Genomic DNA, 22,823 nt, shown 5'->3' on the forward strand with positions numbered 1-22,823 from the left:
ATCACCGCCAGGACGGTGCTGGTGCCGGTCAGCCTACGCACGATGTTGGCAGCCGTCGGCCGCGATCGTCTGCACCACGGCTTTGCGATGGCTCAGTGATCGTCGGTCGCGGTAGGCCGCGATCGCCTGCATGGCTGCGTGCCGCACGGCAGCGACGGGACGGGATGTCCCCGGCCCGTCGCTGCCGAACGTGTTACGCCTGCCGCCACAGCTGGTTCGAGTTGCCGGTCTCGCAGGTCCAGATGATGGTGATCGCGCCGCTGGCGGACGAGCCGCTGTTGTCGAGGCAGAGGCTGTTGCCGCCGTTGGCGGCGCTGACCAGCCGCAGGAAGCCGGGCACCTCGCTGACCGTGATCCGCCACTTCTGGAACAGGTCCGAGCCGCAGACGTGCTGTTTGACGGTGTGGCCGACCGTGGCCGCGGCGAAGTCGAGGCACTGGCCGCTCTGCAGGTTGTGGAGATTGACCTGGCCCGAGCCCACCGACACGGGGAACCAGTTCTGGTTCGGATCGGTCACGTTGCTGTTGTCCGGGTGACAGTCGTTCTGCACCAGCGGCGCGTTGTCCTCCAGCGAACCGTCGACCACCTCCAGACACTTGCCGCTCGCACGGTTGACCAGGGCGAACGCACTGCCGATGTTCAGCGGCCCCACGGTGGCGCCGGACTGCGCGGCGCTGGCCTGGGCCGGGGCGCCGGTGACGGCTAAGCCCAGCGCCGCGGCGAGCGCGGCGGCCAGGATGCCGAGCCTTCTCACTTGCACAGTTCTCAATTTTTCTCCTTAGTCGGATGACGTGCGGTGGAGCGGAACCCACCGTTGGGTGCCGGCCGTACGTCGTGCCGGACAGGCAGTCGTCTACCTGTCACCTCGGCTGCCCTCGTGGTGAGTGACTGTCACGATCGACGTCCCGCCCGCGGGCCGGTGCCCGGCGTCGCTGCCGTTCTTTGCGGCTCCTCCGCGTCCTGCTCACGGGCGTCATCCTGGCGTGGGGCGAGACAATAGCGCGACATGCTTTTCCACTTTGGAATAAGGCCTGGACACGAGTTGCCAACGCGCCATTTAATTGAATTGCCGGCGAAGGTGGAATAGCTGCACACTTGTCTGTCATGGAGCTGGATTTAACGGCGGTACGGAGCTTCTTGGTTCTCGCACGGACCCGACACTTCACGGTCGCAGCACGTGAGCTGCGTATCTCTCCGGCGGGCTTGACCAAACGTGTCCAAAGGCTGGAGCGACAGCTCGGTACCGCGCTGGTCAAACGGGACCAGGGCGGCGTCAGCGGCCTGACGCCTCAAGGAGCCTTGCTGGCGGCGAGCGCGCCGACGCTCCTCGGCCTTGCCGACACCGTCCGCACAGCGGTCCGGTCCGCGAACCCGGAGACGCTGCGCATCGGCGTGGAGGGTTTCGGCCGATCGCCGGAACTGGACGCGCGAGTCCGCGCCGCGACCAAGGCGCTACGCGTCTTGTATCCACGAGCTTCGGTATCCATGTGGGAGCTTGGGTATGTCCAACCAGTGGTCGCGCTCCGCGCCGGTGTATGCGACCTGGCCTTCACCCCATGGCCCGCGAGCGATCCCAGCCTCGCGTCGGCGAGGCTCTGGTCCCTGGATCGGATCGGCGTGGTGTCCAAGCACCACCCACTCGCCCGCCGGGATTCCGTGGATGTCGAGAGGTTCGCGTCCGAACCGATGCTGCACAGCCACCTGTTGGAGCCGAAGTTCATGTCCTTGTGGGTCCTGGGTGACGTGCGGCCTTTGGCGGATGCCCGGATCGAGCAGATCACACCGCGGGAGTTCAACGACGTCATCCGGCGCTTGGAGGCTGGCCGTGAGGTGCTCGCGCTACAGGCTGGTGCCCTGCATCAGCTACCGTCGAATCTTCGTCCGCTCGAACTCTCCGGTGTACCCGAGGCCTGGTATCACCTGATCTGGCAGCGCTCATTGCACAGCACTCTGGCTCGCATGTTCTTGCAGGTACTGACCGTTGAACTCATGAAGTCGTTGGAGTGAGAGACCGTCCGGTTCCGGCGAGGGATTCGTCGATGAGGTGGGGGGTACTGGATCTTTCTCATCCCGTGGCGGATGGTCTGGATGAGGGGCCGTTCACCAAGGCCGGGCAGTTAACCGATTTCTGCTGCTGGCAAGGGAGTTGAGTGCCAGGCTGTGGCTGTGTACAGGCCGGGTCCGAGCTTGTGGATGAGCCCGGTCTTGGCCCATCGGGACAGCTGCCGATACATGGTGTGCAGGGTGATGTCGCCGAAATGGGCGGCGACCTCCGCGGGTCTCCACAGGCCGGGGCTTCGGCGTGGTCGGCGGGCGTCCGTTTGGTGATCACTTGAGGCCGAGCATGGCGAGCGGGCGGTCCGCGTTGCGGGCGTTGTGCCGCAGAGCGGTGGCGAAGTTGGTCGCGCCGGCCGGCCGCAGGGCGCCGATGGCGAGGTTGCGCCAAGTGGCCATCACGCGGGGCGCGTTGCCGGTTCGCAGCTGTGAGGCGTCTTCGGTGAACGTGGTGTCTCTGACGTGGTGCAGGGCTTCGATCTGCCAGTGACCACGGATGAGGGTCGCCAACTGGGCGGGCTTGACTTGCTCGGCGGTGAGGCTGGAGACGGCGTAAACGGTCTTGACGGTGGTCTTGCCGGTCTTGCGGTCGGTGCGGCGGCGCTTGATCTGGACGGCCCGCCGGGCTCCGGGGAAGAGCAGATTGTTGACCGTGACCACCTTGATCCGTCGGATCTCCGAGCGTCCGTGGCCGGCGCCCCTCACGCGACCCTGCAGCGGGATCTCCGTCCACGGAAGGGATCTGAGCTGCTTGCGGAGCTTCTTCTGGTTGCCCTTGACGATCACGATGTAGTGCGCTTCGCGGCCGAGAAGGTAGTCCGCGTGCTCGCGTTGAGTGTGCATGGCGTCGCTGGTGACGACCACCCCGGCCAGGTCGGCGATCGTCTCCAGCAACGGCTGGAAGCAGGGGGGAAGCTCCTGGTGAATGGGTATTCGGCCAAGAATTCGATCTCTACCAGAGGCTTCATGTGCTCGTTTACCCGTCCGGGCTGGACGTGTCCAGTTCTGCCCTCCGGTTCCTCTCCGCCCGCCTGCGGGAACACCACCATGGTCTCGGCACCCGATGGCGGCGCCTGAGCGCAGGTCGGCAGGCCCTGCTCGCCCTCGCCCATCTCGGCAACGGTCATCCGCATGTCCAGCTCGCGGCCGGGTTCGGCGTCGGCACCACCACTGCCTACCGCTACGTCACCGAGGCGGTGGAGATCTCGACCGTCTGCCCCGAGGCGTCAGACGCCAGGTTGCGCATAGTCGTCGACCCATCGTGAAGCGGGCTTCGCGTTCTCCGTACGGAACTCAGCAGTTCGGGTAACGGACGGCGACGCACCGCTTCATGCCCCATGAGGGCTACCAGGGCGCCGGAGGCACTGTCCGTGTTCCTTACCGCGGCCGGTGGGAGACGCTTTCTACAGGGCAGCAGGCCGTCAACCGATGCCATGCGAAGATCCGCGCCCTCGTCGAGCAAGCCGTCACCATCCTCAAGTCCTGGCGGCTCCTGCGCAAACTCCGTTGCTCGACCACCCGCATAACGGTCCTCGTCCAAGCCGTCCTCTGTCTCCCTCAGGCCGGCTCAGCCTGAGGATGGAAAACGCTCACTCTGTGAATTCCGTGTACTTGGGGAAGCGCTGGGATCAGATCCGCTGGTGAAGTCCGCCCTGCCTGGGCGGACTGCTCAGGGAGAGAGGTCGAGCACCCGGATGCCGGCCCCGTCCCAGGCCTTGGGCTGGACGGTGGCGACGCGTGCCCCGTCCGGGCGCTCGGCGGCGGGCATGGCCACATGGTGGGTGTGGCACCAGCCCAGAGACCGCTCGTGGCCCGAGGCGGCCAGGACGGCGGCGAGATCGAGCGGATGAAAAACCACCTGGTCGAGCATGCCGAGGTAGCCGGCGAGTCCGGTGCGTACCCGGTCCGCTTCGGCGAGTGCGGCCAGCGCGACATGGACCCGCCAGGCCCCGGTCTCGGCGGCCTGGTACAGAAGGCGGGAGGCCAGGACGTTGCCCGAGCCCAGAGCGAGCAGCGCGCTGTCGTCGAGGACTACATCGACAGGGGCGGCAGGGTTCACGTGGCGCTGCCGAGCCGGCGCGTGAGCTCATCGTCCGCTGCGCGGTCCTGCTCGGGATCCGGGGCGTAGCCGGAGAGCGTGTGCAGGACTTCGAGGGTCTTCGCGACCTGCTCGTCCCGCTCGCTCTGGGTGAGGGTGTGGGTGGCGAATTCGCCGACGAGCCCCGCGATCGTGGTGTTCTTCTCGGCGGCCAGGATCGCCAGCCGGTCCCGGATGCTGCTCTCGACCTTGATCGTTGTGTGCGCCATGCCCGATAGAATACATCAGGTATACCCGCCCGGGGAGGCGATGGAGGTAGCTGCTTGCGCCTCCTCGGTCGGGGGCCGAGGGGACAGCCGGTAGGTGTGTTTTCGCCGGCGAGAGCCCGGTGAGGAGCCGGGGGGGCGCACTGTTCACCGGCGCATGTGCTGACCTGCGAAGTCGTGAAGTCCGTTCCGGGATTCAACCCTGTCCGTTTTGTGCGCCCGGGAGGGAAGTCCTCTGCCCTGCGGCGACGGAGTTTCCTGCAAGCCTCCGCGCAGCCCGGTCGCTTCGGGGCGCCGGTTGACGAGCCGACGTCCGACCGCCCGGTCCAGCACGTCGCCGTCGATGCGGGCCAGTCGCCGCCGGACCGTCGTTTCCGCAGGCAGGAACCGCTTCGGGAACCGTGGGTCGAGGCGTATGCCGAGGTGTTCGAGGACGTGCGGCGGGATGTCGGCGATCCACTCGCTGATCGTCGGCAGAGAAGTCGCCCCGCCGGAACCGCGTACGCGGTCAGCACGAGCACGGCAGCCAGGGCGCGCCGTACGCCGCGTGGGCTGCGCGGGTCGTGCCTCGATCAGCCGCTCCAGCAGGCGCGGGATCTCGTCGAATACGACCGCGGAATGATCGCGGAGCTGGTCAAGGGCACGGGGATCAGAGTCTCCATGATCTTGGAAGCCATGCCTGTCACGTTCCGGGGCGCCGCCGATACTGCCGGATCGCCATGAACCGGGCGTCATGCGACTACGCCGAGGCCCCTGGGTTGCGCCACCGGAAGGATCCGGCCCCGATCCGGAGCGCAGGGCCGTTTAGCGGATGCGGGGATAATTCGTGCGGTCTTCTTGCCGGAATCGCACCATCGGGTGATCCGATTAGTGGCGGGTCGGTGAAATCGCGGGCGCGGTTCCGGCGTTCTCTCCGGTGCTTCGCTTGCGTAATGCAGCGCTCTGAGCTGTGCATATTCTTGATCATTTACCCGGGCGGCAGGGCGCGATCGCACGCTCCTGATTCCGCCGGATGGGCTCAAGTGCACCTCTGATGCGGCAGGCCATAAGCGTCGACGGTAGGCCGGTAAGTGATATACCTCTGGGCGATGGGGGTGCGGGGATCGGGGGATTCACGTTTACGCGGTTGTATTCGCTTCTGGCACGGTCGCGCCTGCAAGTAGGCAAGCCCGCGCAATTTCTATCACTATCTGATCCGCTGCTATGCAGCGCCGCACTGAACTGCGGCGCTGGGGGGAGTTCATCATGCGTCGCATGCTGTTGAAATCCGGTGTGTGCGGCAGCGCTGCCGTGCTCGCACTCGTCACGTCGCCCGTAGCGGCGAGAGCGGCCGCGCTGGACCCGAGGATCGACCTGAAGGTGCTCGTCGTCGATGACGGGGGTCCGGCCACCGGGGCCATCACTGCCGAACTCGATTCGGCAGGTACCCCGTACACCAGGGTCGACCTCGCTGACAGCGGCCGGCCGCAGATCAACGCCGCCTTCCTCAGCGATACCGTCAGCGGCCGTCCCAGGGCCAAGTACCAGGCCGTCGTGCTGCCGAACGACAACCCGTTCGGAGCCGGCTCCGCCGAGATGGCGGCCCTGGCCACCTTCGAGCAGACCTTCGGCATCCGGCAGGCAGACGCCTACACGTACGCCAGGCCCGAGGTCGGGCTGAACTACGCGCAGGCACCCGGTTACATCGGCTCGCTCGACGGCACCACCGCCCAGGTGACGTCCGCTGGGAAGACCGGATCCTTCGGCTACCTCGACGGGAACGTCCCCTTCGAGGACAACTCGCCCAACGTGTCCGAGAGTTACGGCTATCTGGCCGTGCCGCTCGCCCAGCAGCAAGCCGGGGCCACGTTCACCAGCTATGTGGACGCCCCGATCCCGGGCAGCTCCGCGCGTGGTTCGCTCGTGGGCGAGTACGCCCACGACGGGCGCCGGGAACTGGTCGTCAACTTCGTCTACAACCAGTACCAGGAGCAGTACCGGCTGCTCACCCGGGGCATCGTCGAGTGGCTGACCCAGGGCATCCACCTGGGCGCGGACCGCAACTACTTCGCGGTCCACGTCGACGATGTCTTCCTCGGCGACGACCGGTGGAACACCTCGCTCAACTGCACCCCCGGAGACGTCGACTGCACCCCGGGCGGGGGTGCCACCCCCGACCCGATCCGGATGACGCCGGCGGACGCCCAGTACGCCAAGCAGTGGTCCGCAGCCCACGGGCTCACCCTGGACATGGTGTTCAACGGGGGCGGCAGCGAGGACTACAAGGCGGAACACGGTGGCGCCGACCCGACGGCGAACCAGCTCATCGCCGACAAGAGCGCCTTCCGCTGGGTCAACCACACCTACACGCACCCGTTCCTGGGCTGCGTCCAGGACGTCAGCGTGGTGCCGTGGAAGTGCTCCACCGACGCAAGCGGAAAGATCCAGTGGGTCAGCCAGGCCGACATCACCTCGCAGATCACCCAGAACCGTACCTGGGCCAACGGCAAGGGCCTCGCTCTCGACAACACGGAACTGGTCACCGGTGAGCACTCCGGGATGAAGGTGCTGCCGCAGCAGCCCGACGACAACCCCAACCTCGCCCCGTCCCTGAACGCCACCGGGGTGAAGTGGCTGGCCAGCGACAACTCCCGAGACCCGCAGCAGCGCCAGATCGGTTCCGCCCTCACCGCGCCGCGCTTCCCGATGAACGTCTACTACAACGCGGGCCACGCAACCGAGGAAGTGGACGAGTACAACTTCATCTACAGCAGCAAGGCCAACGGCGGCAGCGGCATCTGCGAGGGCTCCTCGACTACCACCTGCCTGGGCGCCCCGCTGGATCCCCAGACCGGCTACACGTCGTACATCGTCCCGTTGGAGAGCCGCATCGCCCTCGGGCACGCCCTTTCCAACGACCCCCGGCCGGTGTTCATGCACCAGTCGAACCTCGCGGAAGACCGCATCGCCTACCCCGTGCTGGACAAGATCCTGGGCGACTACACCAGCCTCTACGCCGCCAACACCCCGCTGGTCAATCTGCGGCTGAAGGACATCGGGACCGAGCTGAAGTACCGCGCCGCCTGGACGGCCGCGGTGAAGAACAACCAGGTCACCGCTTACCGGATCGGCAACACGGTCACCATCAGCTCGCCGAACGGCACCCAGGCCAGCGCGACCATGCCCACCGGCACCACCCAGAGCCAGGTGCTCGGCAGCACCGCCTTCGGCACGGCCTACGCCGGGCAACTGTCCGGCTGGACCGCCCCCGGCCTGCTGCAGGCCTCGATCACCCTGAAACTGACGACGCAGGCCACGCCCGCGGCGTCCACCGCCACCGGCCCCGCGCCGGTAGCCGCACCGGCGCCCACGCTGCGTGTGCCCAGTGGTGTGGCCAGCCCTGTCCCGGCAGGCCCCGGTGACACTGTCCGCCGCAAGCGCTGACTGTGGTCAACAGGCGCGGCCGGCACCGCAGGCGCAACCGTCCCGGCGGGCACGGCGGGCACGACGGGCACGACGGGCACGACGGGCACGACGGGCACGACGGGCACGACGGGCACGACGGGCACGACGGGCACGACGGGCACGACGGGCACGACGGGCACGACGGGACACGGGGATACGGGGACACGGGGACCTTGGCAAGGACCGACCGCACCCTGCCGGCATTCAGGGACACACCGCCATCCGGCACAGCCAGGGCCATCGCGGCCGTCAACACCGGCGCGACCCGCGTCACCATGCTCACCGAGGGCACCTACCCGCACAGCCACGGCGGAGTGAGTGTCTGGTGCGATCAGCTTGTCCACGGTATGCCCGACGTGGACTTCCAGATACTCGCGGTCACCGGTGACGGCCGTGAGCCCCGCACCTGGGAAACGCCCGCGCACGTCAGCAAGGTGGTCTCCATACCCACCTGGGGACCGACGCCGACCGGCCGCGCACCGCGCGGCCGGCGGCTGCGGGGCTTCCTCGACACCTACGAGACGTTCCTGCTGGCCCTCCTCGATCCGGGCCTCGGTCCCCGACCCGCTTCCGGCTCCCCGGCCGGCCCCAGCGTCCTGGAGCGCTTCGCCGAAGGGCTGTACGGCCTCGCGGCACGAGCCCGGTACGGGGAACTGACAGCGGCGCTGCGCACCGAGGCAGCGACACGCACCCTGGCCGCCGTCTGGAACCGTCCACACCTGCCCACCCACGCCGCCCGGCCGACCATGCACGACGTACTGACCGCGACCGACCTGCTGGAACACGCCCTGCGCCCACTGGCCGCCGCCCCACCCAGGCACGGGATCACCCACGCCGTCAGCGGCGGACTGGCGGCCCTCCCCGGACTGCTGGCCCAGCACCTGCACGGCACCCCCCTGCTGCTCACCGAGCACGGTATCTACCTACGCGAGCGCTACCTCGGTTACGGCGCCGGGGGTTACCGCTGGCCGGTGAAGGCACTGCTGCTCGGCTTCTTCCGGCTGCTGGCACAGGAGACCTACTCCCGCGCCGCGCTCATCACGCCGGGAAGCCACTACAACCGACGCTGGGAGGAACGTGGCGGCACCGCACCCGACAAGATCCGTACCGTCTACAACGGTGTGGACCCCGGGGCCTTTCCCCCTGCCGGCCCGGAACCGGAGATCCCCACGCTGGCCTGGGCGGGACGGGTCGATCCCATCAAGGACCTGGAAACGCTGATCCGGGCCTTCGCCCTGGTACGCCGGGAGCTGCCCCAGGCCCGGTTACGGCTGTTCGGCGGTACACCCAGCGGCGGCCAGGCCTACCTTGAACGCTGTCAGGACCTCATCCGGGACCTGGGCATCGCCGAAGCGGTGGCCTTCGAGGGCCGGGTGGAGGACATCCGCAACGCCTACGCGGCGGGCACCGTGGTCATGCTCTCCAGTATCAGCGAGGGCTTTCCCTTCACCCTCATCGAGGCCATGTCGTGCGGCCGCGCCACCGTCTCCACCGACGTAGGCGGGGTCCGCGAGGCAGTGGGCGACGCCGGACTCGTCGTACCGCCGCGCGAACCGGAGGCGATGGCACGGGCAGCCCTGGAACTGCTGCGCGCGCCCGCCCGCCGGGCCCGGATGGGCGAGGCCGCGCGGCTGAGGGTGATCGATCAGTTCACACTCCGGCACACCATCGACTCCTTCCGGGAGATCTACGGCGTGCTGGCAGCGGGCGAGGACCGGACACACCCGACCGAGGACCCGGCGCCGCGCGCCCGACGGGCCGGAGGTGAGTGGTGAACCGGCCGGGCGACGAGCGATCCGTACTGCTGCGCCTGCCGATCCCACCGCAGCGGCCGGCCTGGTCCGACGACCCGCTCGACGAGCTCGCCGAGCGGCTGGCGGACGTGTGCGGGGCCGCCGTTCACCCGGACGAGATCGCCGCGGTGCTGGAGTCCGACGGGCTGACGCACGAACAGATCACCACCCGCTACGCGCGACGGGACCTGTTCGCCGTCGCGGAGGAGCTGTACGCCCGGGTGCCGCGCCGTTTCCCGGACCCCGGGCCGGGGCCCGACCCGTGGCGGACCAGCCCGTGGCAGTGCCTGCTGCGCGGGATGCTGTTCGGCCTGCCGGGGCTGGCCTACTTGCTGGGCGCAGGGCTGCTGCCCGGCCGGGTCACCGGGCTCGCCGCCTCGGCACTCGTGGCCTGGGCCTGGAACCAGGCACTGGCCCACCGCGCCTACGTACGGCTCGCCGCGGGCGGCCGACGGGCAGCCGCGCGGTGCCTGCTGCTCGGGGCCCCGGCCGGGGCGGCGGCAGCGTCGGCGGCCGCGTTGGCCGTCTCGGGGTCGGCCGGCGTCGCGGCCTTCGCGGCGGGAGAGGCGCTCTATCTGGCGGCGGCCACGGTGCTGCTCGTCCTGGGACGCGAACAGCACCTGCTGATCGCGCTCGTACCGACGGCGGCCGGGGCGGCCTGCATACCGTTCTGGCGCCCCGGACCGGTGCCGGTCACCGTGCTGCTGCTGGCCACCGTCGCGGCGGCGGCGCTGTCGGCGGTACGGGAGATCGTACGGTCGCTGCGCACCACGAGCCTCTCGGTGCCGGGCACGGCCCGGCTCAGCGCCTCCGTTCCGTACGGGCTGTTCGGCCTGGCCGGCGGGGCGCTGACGCTGATGGCCCCGGCGGCGGGCAGGTCGGCCGCCGTCGTGCTGACGCTGAGCATGGGCGGGGCCGAGTGGTTGCTCTACCGCTACCGGAGCATGACACTTACCGCTCTGCGGCACAGCCGGACCCCCGGGGGCTTCCGGCTTCGGGCGGCCGGCGTGCTCGTCCTGTGCCTCGCCGAGTACCTCGCGATGCTCGCCGCCCCGGCGCTGGGCACCGGGGCGGCGCCGCTGCCGCTGCTCGCCCTCGGCGCGGCGCTCTGGGTCGCCCTGCTGCTCCAGGCGGCCGGGATCGCCTGGCCGTCCGCCGTGGCCTGCCTCGCCGCGGCCGTGGCGGAGCCGGCCCTGTCGGGCAGGGCCTGGCGGGGGCCGGCACTGCTCAGCCCGGCGACCGCCGAGTTGGCGGCCTGCGGCTGCGCTACGGCTGTGCTGCTGGCGCTCGCGTGCACCCGGATGGGCCGGACCACGGCCCACCGCTGACCAGATCCCGGCAACCGGTGGCCCGTGACCTCATGGCGCCCTGGCCCCACAACCCGGCACAGAAAGTAACCCTCCAGTAACCCGTGACCCCACGCGGGCCTGGCCGATTCAGATTCACAGGAGACAGATCCGTGACCTCGTCCGCTCCCGAAACCGTCGCAGTCACCGGTGCCGAGGGATTCATCGGCTCGCACCTGGTGGAGGCGCTCGTCGCCTCAGGACACCGGGTACGCGCCATGGCCCAGTACAACTCCTTCTCGTCGTACGGCTGGCTGGAGACCCTGCCGCAGGACGTGATGGACAGTGTGGAGGTCGTACTCGGCGACGTCCGCGACGCCGGGTCGGTGCAGCACCTGCTCACCGGCACCGAGGCCGTCTACCACCTGGCCGCGCTGATCGCGATCCCGTACTCCTACCAGGCACCGCACAGCTATGTGGCCACCAATGTCACCGGGACGCTCAACGTTCTGGAAGCCGTACGCCGGCTCGGCATCCCCAGGATGGTGCACACCTCCACCAGCGAGACGTACGGGACCGCGCAGACCGTCCCCATCACCGAGGACCACCCCATCAACACCCAGTCCCCGTACGCCGCTTCCAAGGCGGGCGGCGACCGGCTGGCCGACGGCTACCACGCGAGCTTCGGCACCCAGGTGGTCACTCTGCGGCCGTTCAACACCTTCGGACCGCGCCAGTCCATGCGGGCGGTGATCCCGACCGTCATCGGGCAGGTGGCGGCCGGAGAGCGGACCATCGCCCTGGGTGACCTGCGGCCCACCCGGGACTTCATGTTCGTCAAGGACACCGCCCAGGCGTTCCTCGCGGTCGGTACCGCTCCCGCCGAAGCGGTCGTCGGCAGGACGTTCAACGCCGGTACGGGCGGCGAGATCTCGGTCGGCGACCTGGTGACGCTGGTCGGCAAGCTCATGGGGGCGGAACTCGAGGTCCGCGAGGACGCGCAGCGCATCCGGCCCGCCGCGTCCGAGGTGATGAGGCTGGTCTGCGACGCCTCCCGGCTGCGCACCGCGACCGGCTGGGCACCGGCCCACAGCCTCCAGGAGGGGGTGGAGCAGACCGTCCGGTTCTTCTCCGACCCGGCGAACCTGGCCCGCTACAAGACCGCCATCTACAACGTCTGAGTCCGACGACTCGTCCCAGGCCGTCCACCGCCGACCGACCGACAATTGGAGTCCGCCATGCACGCAGTCATTCTGGCCGGAGGCAAGGGTGTCCGGCTGCGCCCGTACACCACCGCCCTGCCCAAGCCGCTCGTCCCCATCGGCGATCAGCACGCCATCCTGGAAATCGTGATGCGGCAGCTCGCCGACGCCGGCTTCACCACCTGCACCATCGCCATCGGCCACCTCGGCCACATCATCCGCGCCTACGTCGGCGACGGCTCCCAGTGGGGTATGCGCGTCGACTACTCGACCGAGGACAGCCCGCTGGGCACCATGGGCCCGCTGCTGACCATGCTCGACCGGCTGCCGGAACACTTCCTGGTCATGAACGGCGACATCCTCACGGACCTGGACTTCCGCGCCGTCCTGCGCGGTCACCGGGCCGGCGGCGCGCCGCTGACCATCGCCACGTACTGCCGCAAGGTCAGGATCGACTTCGGCGTCCTCACCACCGACAGCGAGCAGGTCGTCGGCTTCACCGAGAAGCCGACCCTGGACTACCGGGTCTCCATGGGCGTCTACGGACTCTCCCGGTCCACCCTCGACGGCTACACCCCCGGCCTGCCGCTCGGCTTCGACGAACTCGTCCTCGACCTGCTCCGCGACGGCACGCCCCCATCCGCCCACGAGTTCGACGGCTACTGGCTGGACATCGGCCGCCCGGACGACTACGACCGGGCGAACGCCGAGTTCTCCACCTACCGCGACCTGCTGCTGAAGGGGGCCTGACCTGATGCGCATCCTCGTTCTGGGCTCCACCGGGTTCCTGGGCCGGCACATCACCGAGCACCTGCGCGCCCTGTCCGGCGTCCAGGTGCTCCGCGCCGGCCGCTCCCCGGGCGCCGACCTGCGGGTCGACCTCACCACCGCCACCGTCCCCGCTCTCGCCGCCGACCTGCACACGCTGGCCCCGGACGCCGTCGTCAACTGCGCCGGCGCCGTCGGAGGCGGCCCGCTCCTGCTGGCGGAGACCAACGCCCGGGGACCCGCCGTGCTGTGCGAGGCCCTGACCGCGGCCGGCCTCCCGGTACGCCTGGTCCATCTCGGATCCGCCGGCGAGTACGGGACGAACGCCGGGCAGCCGCTCGGCGAGGGCTCCGCCACCAGTCCGCAGGGCACGTACGGGGCCACCAAACTGGCGGGTTCGCTGACCGTCGCCGAGGCCGCCCTGGACGCCGTCGTGCTCCGGGTGTTCAACCCCCTCGGGCCGGGCTCGCCCGGCACCAGTCTGCCCGGCCGGCTCGCCGACGAGCTGCTGCGCGCCGGGCCGGACGGCACCGTGCGGGTCGGTGACCTGTCCGCGTACCGCGACTTCGTCGACGCACGGGACGTGGCCCATGCCGCCGCCCTCGCCACCACCGCGCACGGCCCGCTGCCCCGCATCCTCAACATCGCCGGCGGCAGCGCCACCCGGGTCCGCGAGGTCGCGGAAGGCCTGGTCCGGATCAGCGGATTCCACGGCCGAATCGACGAGAACGGCACCGGTTCCGCGCGCTCGTCAGCCATCTCCTGGCAGCAGGCGGACATCACGGCCGCCGGCACAGCGCTGGGCTGGCGCCCCGGACGTACCCTCGCCACCTCACTCGCCGACCTGTGGACCTCGCGCACCGGCACACCCCCGACCCCGGTATGACACACGGCCGACTGCTGGTTCCGCTGTACGTCCACCCTGCGGTGGACCCGGCGGCGTGGCAGGCCCTGACGCGGGTCCCGTCGCGGTTGTACGGGGTCGTCCTCAACGTCGCCGACGGCCCCGGCGCGACCCGCGACCCGGCCTTCGCCGCCGCCGCCGGGGCTCTGCGTGCGGCGGGCATACGTGTGCTCGGATACCTCGACACCGCCTACGGCACCCGTCCCCACCACACGGTGCTCCACGAGCTGCGCCACCACATCAGCTGGTACGGAACCGACGGCGTCTTCCTCGATCAGGCTGGCGCCGAAGCCGGCCTGCTGCCGTACTACCGCGCACTGGTCAGCGCTGCCCGCGACCACGGCGCCGACACCGTCACGCTCAACCCGGGAGTCCACCCCGATCCCGGCTACGCCTCCATCGCCGATCTGCTGGTCACCTTCGAAGGGGACTGGCAGACCTACCTCGCCTCTGCCGCACCCTCCTGGACCGCGGCGTACCCGCCGGCCCGCTTCTGCCATCTGATCCACGGCATCCCCGACAGCCTGTGCGACCTCGCCGCCCGCACCGCACAGATCCGCAGAGCCGGCGTCCACTGCGCGGTACCTGGTGACGGCGCGAACCCCTGGGCCGCCCTGCCCCCCGCCGTGAGGAAGGAAACCACATGAGGTGCGCAACCCGTCCGCCACTCCCGCTGTCAGCCGTGTACCTCCTGTTCACGGGCCTGCTCGCGGTGCTGCTCACCGGGTGCGGCACCGCCCCGGACCGCACTCCTGACGACCACTCGTCAGCCGCACGCTGGCAACCGCGCCCCGGCACGGCCTGGCAGTGGCAGCTCAGTGGCCGCGTAGACACCCGCGTAGCCGTCCCCGTCTATGACATCGACGGTTTCGAGAACAGCGCCGCCGTCGTGCAACGCCTCCACCGGAGCGGCCGCAAAGTCATCTGCTACATCAACGCCGGCGCCTGGGAGTCCTTCCGCCCCGACCGCAGCGCCTTCCCCGACTCCGTCCTCGGCCGCTCCGACGGCTGGAGCGGCGAGCGCTGGCTCGACATCCGCCGCCGCGCACTGCTGCGCCCCATCATGGCCGCACGTCTCGACATGTGCCGCGCGAAGGGCTTCGACGCCGTCGAGCCCGACCTCGCGGACGCCTACACCAATGACACCGGCTTCCCGCTGACCGCCGCCCACCAGCTCGCCTACAACCGCATGATCGCGGCCCTCGCACACGAACGGGGCATGGCGGTCGGCCTCAAGAACGACCTGGAACAGATCCCCGACCTGGTCCGTGACTTCGATTTCGCGGTCAACGAGCAATGCGCGGAGTTCCACGAATGCCCGGCACTGAGCCCCTTCATCAAGGCGGACAAGGCCGTCTTCCACGTGGAGTACAGCGAACCCAAGCGCACGTTCTGCCCGATCGCCAGGCGCCTCCGCCTCGACTCCATGCGCAAACGCCTCGACCTGGGCCGCTGGCGCAGCCCCTGCTGAACCCCGCTGAATGACGACGACAGGACGCACCTCCTCGGTTCGTGAGGTGGGCGCGCTGGCGGCCGAGGACGAGCGGAGATCGGGCAGATCCACGCTGCTACCCGTGGGGCTTACAAAGCCCCACGGGTGACCGCGAAACTGCGACGCGGGGGCAGGCGGATCAATCGGAATAAGGAGCGCGACATCCACGGGAGCACCCGCAGCAAGCACCGCAGCCTGACCAAACACCAAGGCGGCCCGGTCGCCGGACCTGGTCTCATTTCCCGCCGCAGCTGCTCCAGCCCGGCGCGCTCGGTGTCTGCGGACTGGGGTCTGTCACGTGCTGGTCCGGTACCGCCCGGCCTCCGGATGGCTGGGCACTGCTGTTTCACCGCATCGGACGTATCCGGCCGGCAGAGCGAATCTGCGGTCAGGGGCCGGCGGAGGTCTCACGTCACAGCTGGCCGTGAGCGGAATGCTTTGGTCCCGATCGTCGGTCTGGGTGCTGTTCCCGCACGGTGTGCCGACGCAGACCGACTGCCTCGGGCAAGCGTCTCATCGGCACCGGTGCACGATCCGGATCCCTGTGTGCCCGGTGCGATAGGCATGGGAAACGGCCTTCCCGCTGAAGCCACCGTCTTGCGGTGCATCCCATCGTTCCGGGTTTGTGATGCGGTGTGCGTAAGCGTCACTCCTGCGGTCAAAGGATTTCCCACTCAACGGGATAAACAAGTGCTGAGCAGGGTGAACGGTGTTCCGTGCGCGTACCTGATGGCCGCGCCGCCGGGTTGAAGCACGCATGAGTACCGCACGCATGGCCACGCCGACCGTGACCGCTTCGCCATCTGTGTCCGACGACGCCCGCGCCGTCCTGGAGGACACGGCCGCTCCGTGTGACATAGCCGTACGGGACTGCCGCACCCAGGACGACACGCTCGCACTCCGCGCGGTCGGCGCCCTGATCCGACAGTCCGGTCACGAGTTGAGTACTTCAGAGAGCTGCTCCCGAGGCCTACCGGTCAGGCTGCCGCACAGCGTGTCGGCGCGGGTATGAACAAGCCCCGTACGGAAGCCTTCGGGAAGTTGTCGCCATACCTCGGTCGCCATGTCGGCGGCGCCCTGCGGGTCGCGATCCGTATGGAGGCACTGGGCGGCGTCCAGCGCAAGCAGGGCTCGTGTCATGACGGACGGCGAGGTGGTGAGAGTGAGGGCGGCCTCCTGCTCGGCGTGGGCCTGCTTGGTCTCGCCGAGCAGGGTGAACGCCTGGGAGAGGTGCACGCTGTGCTTCTGCGGCGGGTAGCCGAACCAGGTGTCGGCCAGCCCGGCTCGGTCCAACTTCTCGATCGTTCCTCGGACTTGGACGATGGCGCTGAGGGCGCCTCGCCGTTCTCCGGTGGCTGCGAGGGCCCGTGAGCTGACGGCCGCTGCGAGCGCGGAGGCAGCGCTGGGTGATTTCCCGGCGATGCGGCGGGCACGGGCCGCGAGGTCAGCCGCGGCGCGTGGGGCGCCGTAGTTCAAGGGGACCATGGCATGGCGGGCGAGTACCCAGGCCAGCATATGGCGGTCGCCGGACTCTGCGGCGGCGCGTGCCGCCGTGGTGAACCAGTGCCGTGCGTCCTGTTGGTTGCCCCGGTCGAGCTGGATGATCGCGACGAGTCCGGTGAGGCCGGCGGCCGTCCGTACGACGGTGGCGCGGTCGCGTGTTGTGTGGGGGCGTTCCAGTACGTCCCGCAGCAGTCGGAGGTCCTCGTGCATCTGGGAGAGGCCGGCTTGCGGGTCGCGGCCGTGGTAGCCGCCGGTGTTCCGCTCGAACACCGACTCCAGGTAGGAGATGTCGGCGGCGTCCGAGCCCTGCAGTGCCGCGTCGATGCCCTCGTGCGCGTCGGCGAACTCGGGCAGGGCCCCCACGCCGGCCACCGCCAGGGTTCCGGTGATGAATGAGCGTCGTTGCACGGCCGTCGCCTCCTCTCCGTCCGTCCCGGCCATCGTCGTCCCGCGCTGTAATCGGAACGCCTGTGACACGGCCCGCGCCCGGACGATCTCCTCCAGGGGATCCCGAGTGCTTCCTCAATACTGCGGTGCCAGCGGGGTGTTGGGAGGCGGGTCTCGCGTTCCCAGCGTTTGAAGTTCTCCGCGTCGAAGGGCTCTCCGAGCGCCTGCGCCATGAGGAGTGCCGCGTCCTCGCGGGTCAGTCCGGCCTGTTCGCGCTGGGTGCGCAGAAGAGTCCCTATGCCGTCCGGTGCCATCATCCGCCCGCTCCCAAACGTGTCGGAGAAGGTGCGCGGTCTGGCCCTGCAAGTGGTCCTAAAGGGCCGGGAATTGAACCCCTTGTTGGCACTGGGGACGTACCACGATGCCGCGTTGACTACACGTCAGGCGGTGTTCACACTCCCCGCCTCGTCGATCGACCGGGCCGAGGCCGAAGGGCCGGCTCCTGGACGGGAGGAAGTGTCCTCGTAGTGCAGAAGACCGAAGGCCAGACCGAGCAGAATCCGGCACGGGCGGCGTGGAACCGGGTCGGAACCATCGTCATCCCCGATGTCCTCTCGGCGGAGCGGTTTACCGCGATCAAGGCCGAGACCTCGGAGCGCTTGGACCAGGCGTTGCCGCACGTGCACGACCACACGGCCGCCCACCGCGACGGCTCATTGCGCTCTACCGGCCACCATGCCCGCACGACACACTGGCCGCTGGAGATCATGACGTAGTGGAGGTACGAGTGAGTGAGACGACGGTCCCTTGGGGTGTGACCCGTATGCGCCCCTACCCTGCCGCAGTGGTCCTGCCCGCTGCCACGGTGGTCCTTGACCCCACGACACAGACCGGGCGCTGGATCGGTCCGGACGGCCTCGACATACCCGTGATGGACAAGCACGAGAAATCCGAGACGAGCAGCGAGACGAAGACGAAAACGAGCCTGGACGGCGAACCCGATGAGGGGAGCGACCAGGAAGGTGACACCGATTGACCTCGGCCTTGCCCGTGCTCGTGGTCTCCCGACTCGATGACACGACAGCAGACACGGTGACCGAAGAGCTGAACTGGCGAAGGGTCCCGGTCGTCCGGCTCGACCCCGGGGACTTTCCAGCCGGCATCACCGTCACGGCCCGGCTCGACGGTGGCGGCCTGTCCGGCAGTATGCGCACGGCCACCCGGCTCACGGCTCTTGACCATGTGCGGTCGGTCTACTGGCGGCGACCACGGACCTACGCCGCGCGCCTGGTCTGGACGAGCAAGCCGCTCGCTGGTGCGCAGAGGAAGCCCGCTACGGATTCGGCGGACTGCTCGCCGCCCTGCCCGCAGCCCACTATGTCAACCACCCCTGGCACAACCGCAACGCTGAGTACAAGCCCGCGCAACTGGCCACAGCGGCGACCTGCGGCTTCGATATACCGCCGACGCTGCTGACGAACGACGTAAACGCTGCCCGGGAGTTCGCGCACGAACACGGCCCCGTGATCTACAAGCCGCTCCGGAACACCGACTACCAGGACCCCAGCGGCCGGGCCCTGACCGTCTGGGTGGAGGAAGTTGACCCGGATGACCTGCACGCCGGTGTCGCCCATACAGCACACCTGTTCCAGAAACGCGTGAACGCCGTGGCAGATCTCCGGGTAATAGCCGTCGGCCAGGAAGTGTTCACCGTGCGAATCGACGGCTCCCCCGGCCTGGACTGGAGGCGGCACTACGACGCCTTGTCGTACACACTCACCGATACCCCGCCGCACCTGGCCAGCAGCGTTCGTCAGTATCTGGACGCCTTCGGACTCGTCTTCGGAGCCTTCGACTTCGGAATGGACCAAGACGGCCGCACCTGGTGGTACGAGTGCAACCCGAATGGGCAGTTCGCCTGGTTTCCCGAACCAATCACCGCCAGGATCGTCACCGCCATCGCCGACCAGCTCCAGCACGCAGGAGAACACCTTGCCCACCGACCCCACCCTGCTCAGCGCCGCCCTGGCCGAGGAGATCGGCTCAACCAGTCCAGCCTCTGACCCGAGATGGCGTGACGCCGTCTCGGGGGTACCACGGGAACTGTTCCTCGGCTCCACCGTCTTCCGCGCGACGAGTGCCGGGTGGGAGCCGGTACAGCGGGCGCAGGTCGGCGAGGACGAGTGGCTGCGGATGGTCTACTCGGACAGAACATGGGTCACCCAGGTCGAGGAGATCGACGCCGCCGACGCCACCGCCCCGGTCCCCGGCAGCCCCACTTCCTCGGCCACCCTTCCCTCCTTGGTCCTCCGGACGGCCCAGGTGGCAGGCCTCCGCGCCGGCCAGAAGATCCTCGAAGTGGGCACCGGCACCGGCTACTCCACCGCCATCCTGTGCCATCGGCTCGGAGCGGACAACATCGTCAGCATCGAATACGACCCGGGTCTCGCAGCGAGCGCGGCCACCCACCTGAGCAACGCGGGATACGCACCAACGCTTACGGTCGGGGACGGCCTCAAAGGTTGCAAGGAACATGCCAACTACGACGCGATCGTCGCCACCTGTTCCGTACGGTCCATCCCACACTCCTGGTTCTGGCAACTGAACGAGGGCGGGTCGATCACCACAACTATCAGCGGCTGGATGCTCGCGGCCGGCATGATCCACCTCGAACTCGACGACGGGGGAACCGCCCACGGCCGGTTCACGGACGACAACATCACGTACATGCTTGCCCGCCCCCACGAGCGCCCTCCTGCCTCCGTCTTCCACCGACAGGACGGTACGACCCGCTCCACACACCTGGACCCCGATCTCGTGGAGCAGTGGGCAGGACGCTTCGTCGCCCAACTCGCTTCCCCTTCAGCCGAGTTGATGACCTCCAGTTCCGGAATCATCCTGCGCGACACGGCTACCGGCTCACAGGCCTGGACCGAGGCCAACGGCTCTACCTGGACCGTCCACCAGCACGGACCGCTCCGCCTCTGGGACCAGGTCGAAGAAGCCCTTCGAGCATGGCAAGACGCAGGGGCACCGGATCTGACGGAGTTCGGGATGACCGCTACCCCGTACGAGCAGACCATTTGGATCAGATCAGCCGCAGGACCTAAGTGGCGCCTCCCGATCTGAAGCACTCCTCGGGCCCGAGTTGCCAGTCCCTCGGTCTTGTTCGATTCGAAGCCTCGTGCGCGAGTAGCACCTCAACACTCGGCTTGCGGCGTGTCAACGGTCATCGAGATGCCCAGGTGGGTGGTCGGTGGGTGTCGGGGCTGGTGGCCATCAGAAATCCATGCCTGTGGACAGTGGTGTTCCTGGGGCGGGGGTTAGTGCAAGGGGACCACGCCCTTGCCGGCGAGGGCCTCGGCGAGGCGGTGCGAGTCTCCGGTGGTGGTGACCTTGAGCGGGGTACCGCGTCCGTCGCAGATCAGGTGATGTTTGCTGCCCGTTTTCCGCCGGTCGACCGGCGACGGACCGGTGTCGGCTCCCCTTTTTTCGCGCGGATGTGGGAGCCGTCCATGCATGCGCGGGACCAGTCGAGTTCGCCGGCCTCGTTGAGTTTGGCGAGCAGGATGCGGTGCAGCTGGTCGAAGACGCCCGCCTTCTGCCAGCGGTCCAGGCGCCGCCAGCAGGTCTGTCCGGAGCCGAACCCCAGCTCCAAGGGCAGCAGTTGCCAGGCTATGTCGTTGAACAGGACGTACAGGATGCCCTGCAGACACCGCCGGTCGTCCACCGGCCGGGGGCCCGGCGACCGCTCGGGCCAGGGCGGCAGCAACGGCTCGATCAACGCCCACAAGTCGTCGTCCACGATCCACGGCCGAGTCGTCACACATCACGAACGGCCGAATCATCACATCGGTCACGCCCGACCAGCACACCTCAACAAGATCCTGTTACGAGCTCGTAGAACACCAGACCTATCTGGAAGATGGCTGTCCACACTGTGGGCAGCCACGCGCCATATCAGGGCGCCTCATTGAGCGGGCCAACGATCACACGCTGCACCCAGCGCAATGCCGGTGGACGATCGCCACGCCAACCCAGAAACGAAAGTCCCGCGCCTGCGGTGGCAGACTCGATCAGCGAGTTGCTACAGATCCTTACCGTCGGCCACACCCAACACCGGACATCCTTCGCTTCCAGCAGTCCCTGCTTGCCCGCCTAGAACCGCTGACTCCGGAAGATTTCAAGTCCAGTGAGACGGTCGTGACGCTATGCGGTTTGTGATGTGGGTTCGCGGCGCTTGGCCGGGTCGTTGATCCAGGCGCTCTGGGGTATTTCGGGTGGTCGTGGGCGTCGGCCGAAGCGTTCGGGGTGGCGGGCGTATGCCTCGGCGAGAGTGACGGCACGCTGTTCGCGGACCTCGTCGGCGGTCCCGAAGCGGACTGAGGCGGGGGTGTGCCAGCCGATGCCCGAATGCCGGTGGTCGTGGTTGTAGTACGCGATGAACGCGTCGAACCACTCGCGGGTGTGGGCCAGCGAGTCGAACCGTTCGGGATAGTCCGACATGTACTTCGTGGTCTTGAACTGGGCCTCGCTGTAGGGGTTGTCGTTGGAGACCTTGGGCCGGGAGTGCGACCGGGTCACCCCGAGATCGATCAGCAGCTGGGAGACTTTCTTGGAGGTCATCGAGGTGCCGCGGTCCGCGTGCACGGTCTGGGGCACGATGCCGTTGCGGGCGATGGTCTCGCGGATCAGCTCCTCGGCCCGTTCGGCCGATTCGGCCTTCTCGACGGTGTGGCCGACGACGTAGCGGCTGAAGATGTCGATGATCACGTAGGCGTGATACCAGGTGCCCTTGGCCGGTCCGGCCGCCTTGGTGATGTCCCAGGTGAACACCTGCGACGGTGCGGTGGCCACGAGTTCGGGCACCGTCTTGGCGGGGTGGGTGGCTTGCCGGCGGCGCTCGCCCGCCTGTCCCTGCTCGCGCAGGATCCGGTACATCGAGGACACCGAGCAGTGGTAGCGCCCGGCATCCAGTTCGCGGGCCCAGATCTGGGCGGGCGGGAGTTCGGCGTACTCGCCCGTGTTCATCAGCTCCAGAACTGCCGCCCGCTCGTCGGCCGTCAGGGCAGAGGGCTGGACCTGCGGCTTCCTGGGCCTTCGCTCCGGCTCAGGCCGCAGCCTGCGGTAGTGGGTGGCGCGTGAGCGGCCGGTCAGCCGGCATGCGGCGGTGACGCCCAGGTGGCGCTCGACGCCGGTGAAGGCATCGTCGGTGACCGGGGCGGCTGCGTGTGTCAGTCCGCGCTCTCGGAGAGCAGTTCCAAGAGCGCGTTGGCTTTTCCCATGACCTCCAGCGCGGCCTTGTTCCGGGCCAGCCCCTTCTCCAGACGCTCGACCTGGCGACGCAGCCTTTCGTTCTCCGCCTCGGCGGCGGACTTCTTGGGCCTGGCCGGGCTGGTGCGTTTGTCGACCAGCTTCTCCAGAGCGCCGGCGTCCCGGGCGGCCCGCCACTCCTTCACGTGAGAGTGATACAGCCGCTCACGGCGCAGGACGGCGCCCTTCTCGTTCTTGGGCGCGGCGTCGTACTCGGCGACGATCCGCAGCTTGTACTCCGGGCTGAAGATGCGGCGCTTCGGCCTCGGCGCCGGGTCTACGCCCGAGGTGTTCGTGCTGGTCATGAGGGGGTGGTTCTCCTGTCGTGCCCTCTCAGGCTAACCCGACAAAGCGGGATGTCTCACCCAAGGC

The 22,823-nt window shown here is 68.7% G+C and carries 23 protein-coding genes and 1 pseudogene; 16 read left to right on the forward strand and 8 right to left on the reverse strand.

Going from position 1 to position 22,823, the window contains the following annotated elements:
• Positions 1–193 precede the first annotated feature (193 nt).
• Positions 194–760 (reverse strand): RICIN domain-containing protein, encoded by a 567-nt coding sequence (locus JHN63_RS24425; protein WP_307781969.1) that lies wholly within the window; start codon positions 758–760, stop codon positions 194–196.
• A 344-nt stretch (positions 761–1,104) separates the two neighbouring features.
• Here JHN63_RS24425 and JHN63_RS24430 point away from each other — a divergent pair, with 344 nt between their 5' ends.
• Positions 1,105–2,007, forward strand: coding sequence for a LysR family transcriptional regulator (locus JHN63_RS24430; protein WP_200684071.1), 903 nt, complete (start codon positions 1,105–1,107; stop codon positions 2,005–2,007).
• Positions 2,008–2,328: 321 nt separating this feature from the next.
• On the opposite strand, the gene JHN63_RS24435 is transcribed toward JHN63_RS24430, so the two are convergent.
• Positions 2,329–2,949 carry an ISAs1 family transposase gene (locus tag JHN63_RS24435; protein WP_234477621.1) on the reverse strand — a complete coding sequence of 207 codons (621 nt, stop codon included), beginning with the start codon at positions 2,947–2,949 and terminating at the stop codon, positions 2,329–2,331.
• A 74-nt stretch (positions 2,950–3,023) separates the two neighbouring features.
• Here JHN63_RS24435 and JHN63_RS54770 point away from each other — a divergent pair.
• Positions 3,024–3,631: pseudogene (locus JHN63_RS54770) on the forward strand (transposase family protein).
• A gap of 93 nt (positions 3,632–3,724) precedes the next feature.
• On the opposite strand, the gene JHN63_RS24450 reads toward JHN63_RS54770, so the two are convergent.
• Positions 3,725–4,114 (reverse strand): hypothetical protein, encoded by a 390-nt coding sequence (locus tag JHN63_RS24450; protein WP_200684073.1) that lies wholly within the window; start codon positions 4,112–4,114, stop codon positions 3,725–3,727.
• The gene (locus JHN63_RS24455) at positions 4,111–4,362 is read right to left on the reverse strand and encodes a hypothetical protein (RefSeq protein ID WP_200684075.1); all 252 of its coding nucleotides are present in this window, start codon (positions 4,360–4,362) and stop codon (positions 4,111–4,113) included. The genes JHN63_RS24450 and JHN63_RS24455 overlap by 4 nt, the downstream gene beginning before the upstream one ends.
• Before the next feature lie 156 nt (positions 4,363–4,518).
• Here JHN63_RS24455 and JHN63_RS24460 point away from each other — a divergent pair, with 156 nt between their 5' ends.
• The 9 genes from JHN63_RS24460 to JHN63_RS24500 all read left to right on the forward strand — a co-directional run bounded on the left by JHN63_RS24460 (position 4,519) and on the right by JHN63_RS24500 (position 15,227).
• Positions 4,519–5,082, forward strand: a complete 564-nt coding sequence (locus JHN63_RS24460) for a hypothetical protein (protein ID WP_200684077.1) — start codon at positions 4,519–4,521, stop codon at positions 5,080–5,082.
• A gap of 522 nt (positions 5,083–5,604) precedes the next feature.
• Entirely contained in the window at positions 5,605–7,782 is a 2,178-nt protein-coding gene (locus JHN63_RS24465; RefSeq protein WP_200684079.1) for a hypothetical protein, read from the forward strand.
• Positions 7,783–8,078: 296 nt separating this feature from the next.
• Positions 8,079–9,578: a GT4 family glycosyltransferase PelF gene (pelF, locus tag JHN63_RS24470; protein WP_200684136.1), complete on the forward strand. Its 1,500-nt coding sequence runs from the start codon at positions 8,079–8,081 to the stop codon at positions 9,576–9,578.
• A complete protein-coding gene (locus JHN63_RS24475) occupies positions 9,575–10,924 on the forward strand; it encodes a hypothetical protein (RefSeq protein WP_200684081.1) in 1,350 nt (449 codons plus the stop codon). The genes pelF and JHN63_RS24475 overlap by 4 nt, the downstream gene beginning before the upstream one ends.
• 131 nt (positions 10,925–11,055) lie before the next feature.
• Positions 11,056–12,063 carry an SDR family NAD(P)-dependent oxidoreductase gene (locus tag JHN63_RS24480; RefSeq protein WP_200684089.1) on the forward strand — a complete coding sequence of 336 codons (1,008 nt, stop codon included), beginning with the start codon at positions 11,056–11,058 and terminating at the stop codon, positions 12,061–12,063.
• A 57-nt stretch (positions 12,064–12,120) separates the two neighbouring features.
• Positions 12,121–12,834, forward strand: coding sequence for a nucleotidyltransferase family protein (locus JHN63_RS24485; RefSeq protein WP_200684091.1), 714 nt, complete (start codon positions 12,121–12,123; stop codon positions 12,832–12,834).
• Between the two features lie 4 nt (positions 12,835–12,838).
• On the forward strand, positions 12,839–13,738 hold the full coding sequence (locus tag JHN63_RS24490; protein WP_200684093.1) for an NAD(P)-dependent oxidoreductase: 900 nt from the start codon (positions 12,839–12,841) through the stop codon (positions 13,736–13,738).
• The gene (locus JHN63_RS24495; RefSeq protein ID WP_200684095.1) at positions 13,735–14,403 is read left to right on the forward strand and encodes a spherulation-specific family 4 protein; all 669 of its coding nucleotides are present in this window, start codon (positions 13,735–13,737) and stop codon (positions 14,401–14,403) included. The genes JHN63_RS24490 and JHN63_RS24495 overlap by 4 nt, the downstream gene beginning before the upstream one ends.
• On the forward strand, positions 14,400–15,227 hold the full coding sequence (locus JHN63_RS24500) for an endo alpha-1,4 polygalactosaminidase (protein ID WP_200684097.1): 828 nt from the start codon (positions 14,400–14,402) through the stop codon (positions 15,225–15,227). Before JHN63_RS24495 ends, JHN63_RS24500 begins: the two co-directional genes overlap by 4 nt.
• 954 nt (positions 15,228–16,181) lie before the next feature.
• Here JHN63_RS24500 and JHN63_RS24505 read toward each other — a convergent pair.
• Entirely contained in the window at positions 16,182–17,159 is a 978-nt protein-coding gene (locus tag JHN63_RS24505; protein WP_234477622.1) for a transcriptional regulator, read from the reverse strand.
• Between the two features lie 506 nt (positions 17,160–17,665).
• On the opposite strand from JHN63_RS24505, the gene JHN63_RS24510 reads away from it, so the two are divergent.
• From JHN63_RS24510 to tgmC, 5 genes are all read left to right on the forward strand, one after another.
• Complete coding sequence (locus JHN63_RS24510) at positions 17,666–17,914, forward strand: hypothetical protein (RefSeq protein WP_200684099.1); 249 nt, start codon at positions 17,666–17,668, stop codon at positions 17,912–17,914.
• A gap of 68 nt (positions 17,915–17,982) precedes the next feature.
• A complete protein-coding gene (locus JHN63_RS24515; RefSeq protein WP_307781967.1) occupies positions 17,983–18,174 on the forward strand; it encodes a putative ATP-grasp-modified RiPP in 192 nt (63 codons plus the stop codon).
• Between the two features lie 56 nt (positions 18,175–18,230).
• Positions 18,231–18,614 (forward strand): hypothetical protein, encoded by a 384-nt coding sequence (locus JHN63_RS54775; RefSeq protein ID WP_374222944.1) that lies wholly within the window; start codon positions 18,231–18,233, stop codon positions 18,612–18,614.
• A gap of 47 nt (positions 18,615–18,661) precedes the next feature.
• Positions 18,662–19,201: a hypothetical protein gene (locus JHN63_RS52965; protein WP_234477623.1), complete on the forward strand. Its 540-nt coding sequence runs from the start codon at positions 18,662–18,664 to the stop codon at positions 19,199–19,201.
• Entirely contained in the window at positions 19,131–20,267 is a 1,137-nt protein-coding gene (tgmC, locus tag JHN63_RS24525) for an ATP-grasp peptide maturase system methyltransferase (protein ID WP_200684103.1), read from the forward strand. Before JHN63_RS52965 ends, tgmC begins: the two co-directional genes overlap by 71 nt.
• Positions 20,268–20,562: 295 nt before the next feature.
• On the opposite strand, the gene JHN63_RS24530 is transcribed toward tgmC, so the two are convergent.
• The 3 genes from JHN63_RS24530 to JHN63_RS24540 form a co-directional block, all read right to left on the reverse strand.
• Positions 20,563–20,943: a transposase gene (locus JHN63_RS24530; RefSeq protein ID WP_200684105.1), complete on the reverse strand. Its 381-nt coding sequence runs from the start codon at positions 20,941–20,943 to the stop codon at positions 20,563–20,565.
• A 404-nt stretch (positions 20,944–21,347) separates the two neighbouring features.
• Entirely contained in the window at positions 21,348–22,376 is a 1,029-nt protein-coding gene (locus JHN63_RS24535) for an IS3 family transposase (protein WP_200684138.1), read from the reverse strand.
• On the reverse strand, positions 22,373–22,756 hold the full coding sequence (locus JHN63_RS24540; protein WP_200684107.1) for a hypothetical protein: 384 nt from the start codon (positions 22,754–22,756) through the stop codon (positions 22,373–22,375). Before JHN63_RS24540 ends, JHN63_RS24535 begins: the two co-directional genes overlap by 4 nt.
• Positions 22,757–22,823 lie beyond the last annotated feature (67 nt).

The organism is Streptomyces sp. MBT65 (genome assembly GCF_016612545.1).
Classification (GTDB): Bacteria; Actinomycetota; Actinomycetes; order Streptomycetales; family Streptomycetaceae; genus Streptomyces.

What these genes read in the sequence shown, in the direction of transcription:
- JHN63_RS24465 (WP_200684079.1), top strand. Translation starts at nt 5,605, where the DNA reads ATGCGTCGCATGCTGTTGAAATCCGGTGTGTGCGGCAGCGCTGCCGTG.
- JHN63_RS24485 (WP_200684091.1), top strand. Translation starts at nt 12,121, where the DNA reads ATGCACGCAGTCATTCTGGCCGGAGGCAAGGGTGTCCGGCTGCGCCCG.
- JHN63_RS24490 (WP_200684093.1), top strand. Translation starts at nt 12,839, where the DNA reads ATGCGCATCCTCGTTCTGGGCTCCACCGGGTTCCTGGGCCGGCACATC.
- JHN63_RS24430 (WP_200684071.1), top strand. Translation starts at nt 1,105, where the DNA reads ATGGAGCTGGATTTAACGGCGGTACGGAGCTTCTTGGTTCTCGCACGG.
- JHN63_RS24455 (WP_200684075.1), bottom strand. Translation starts at nt 4,362, where the DNA reads ATGGCGCACACAACGATCAAGGTCGAGAGCAGCATCCGGGACCGGCTG.
- JHN63_RS24540 (WP_200684107.1), bottom strand. Translation starts at nt 22,756, where the DNA reads ATGACCAGCACGAACACCTCGGGCGTAGACCCGGCGCCGAGGCCGAAG.
- JHN63_RS24500 (WP_200684097.1), top strand. Translation starts at nt 14,400, where the DNA reads ATGAGGTGCGCAACCCGTCCGCCACTCCCGCTGTCAGCCGTGTACCTC.
- pelF (WP_200684136.1), top strand. Translation starts at nt 8,079, where the DNA reads ATGCTCACCGAGGGCACCTACCCGCACAGCCACGGCGGAGTGAGTGTC.
- JHN63_RS24495 (WP_200684095.1), top strand. Translation starts at nt 13,735, where the DNA reads ATGACACACGGCCGACTGCTGGTTCCGCTGTACGTCCACCCTGCGGTG.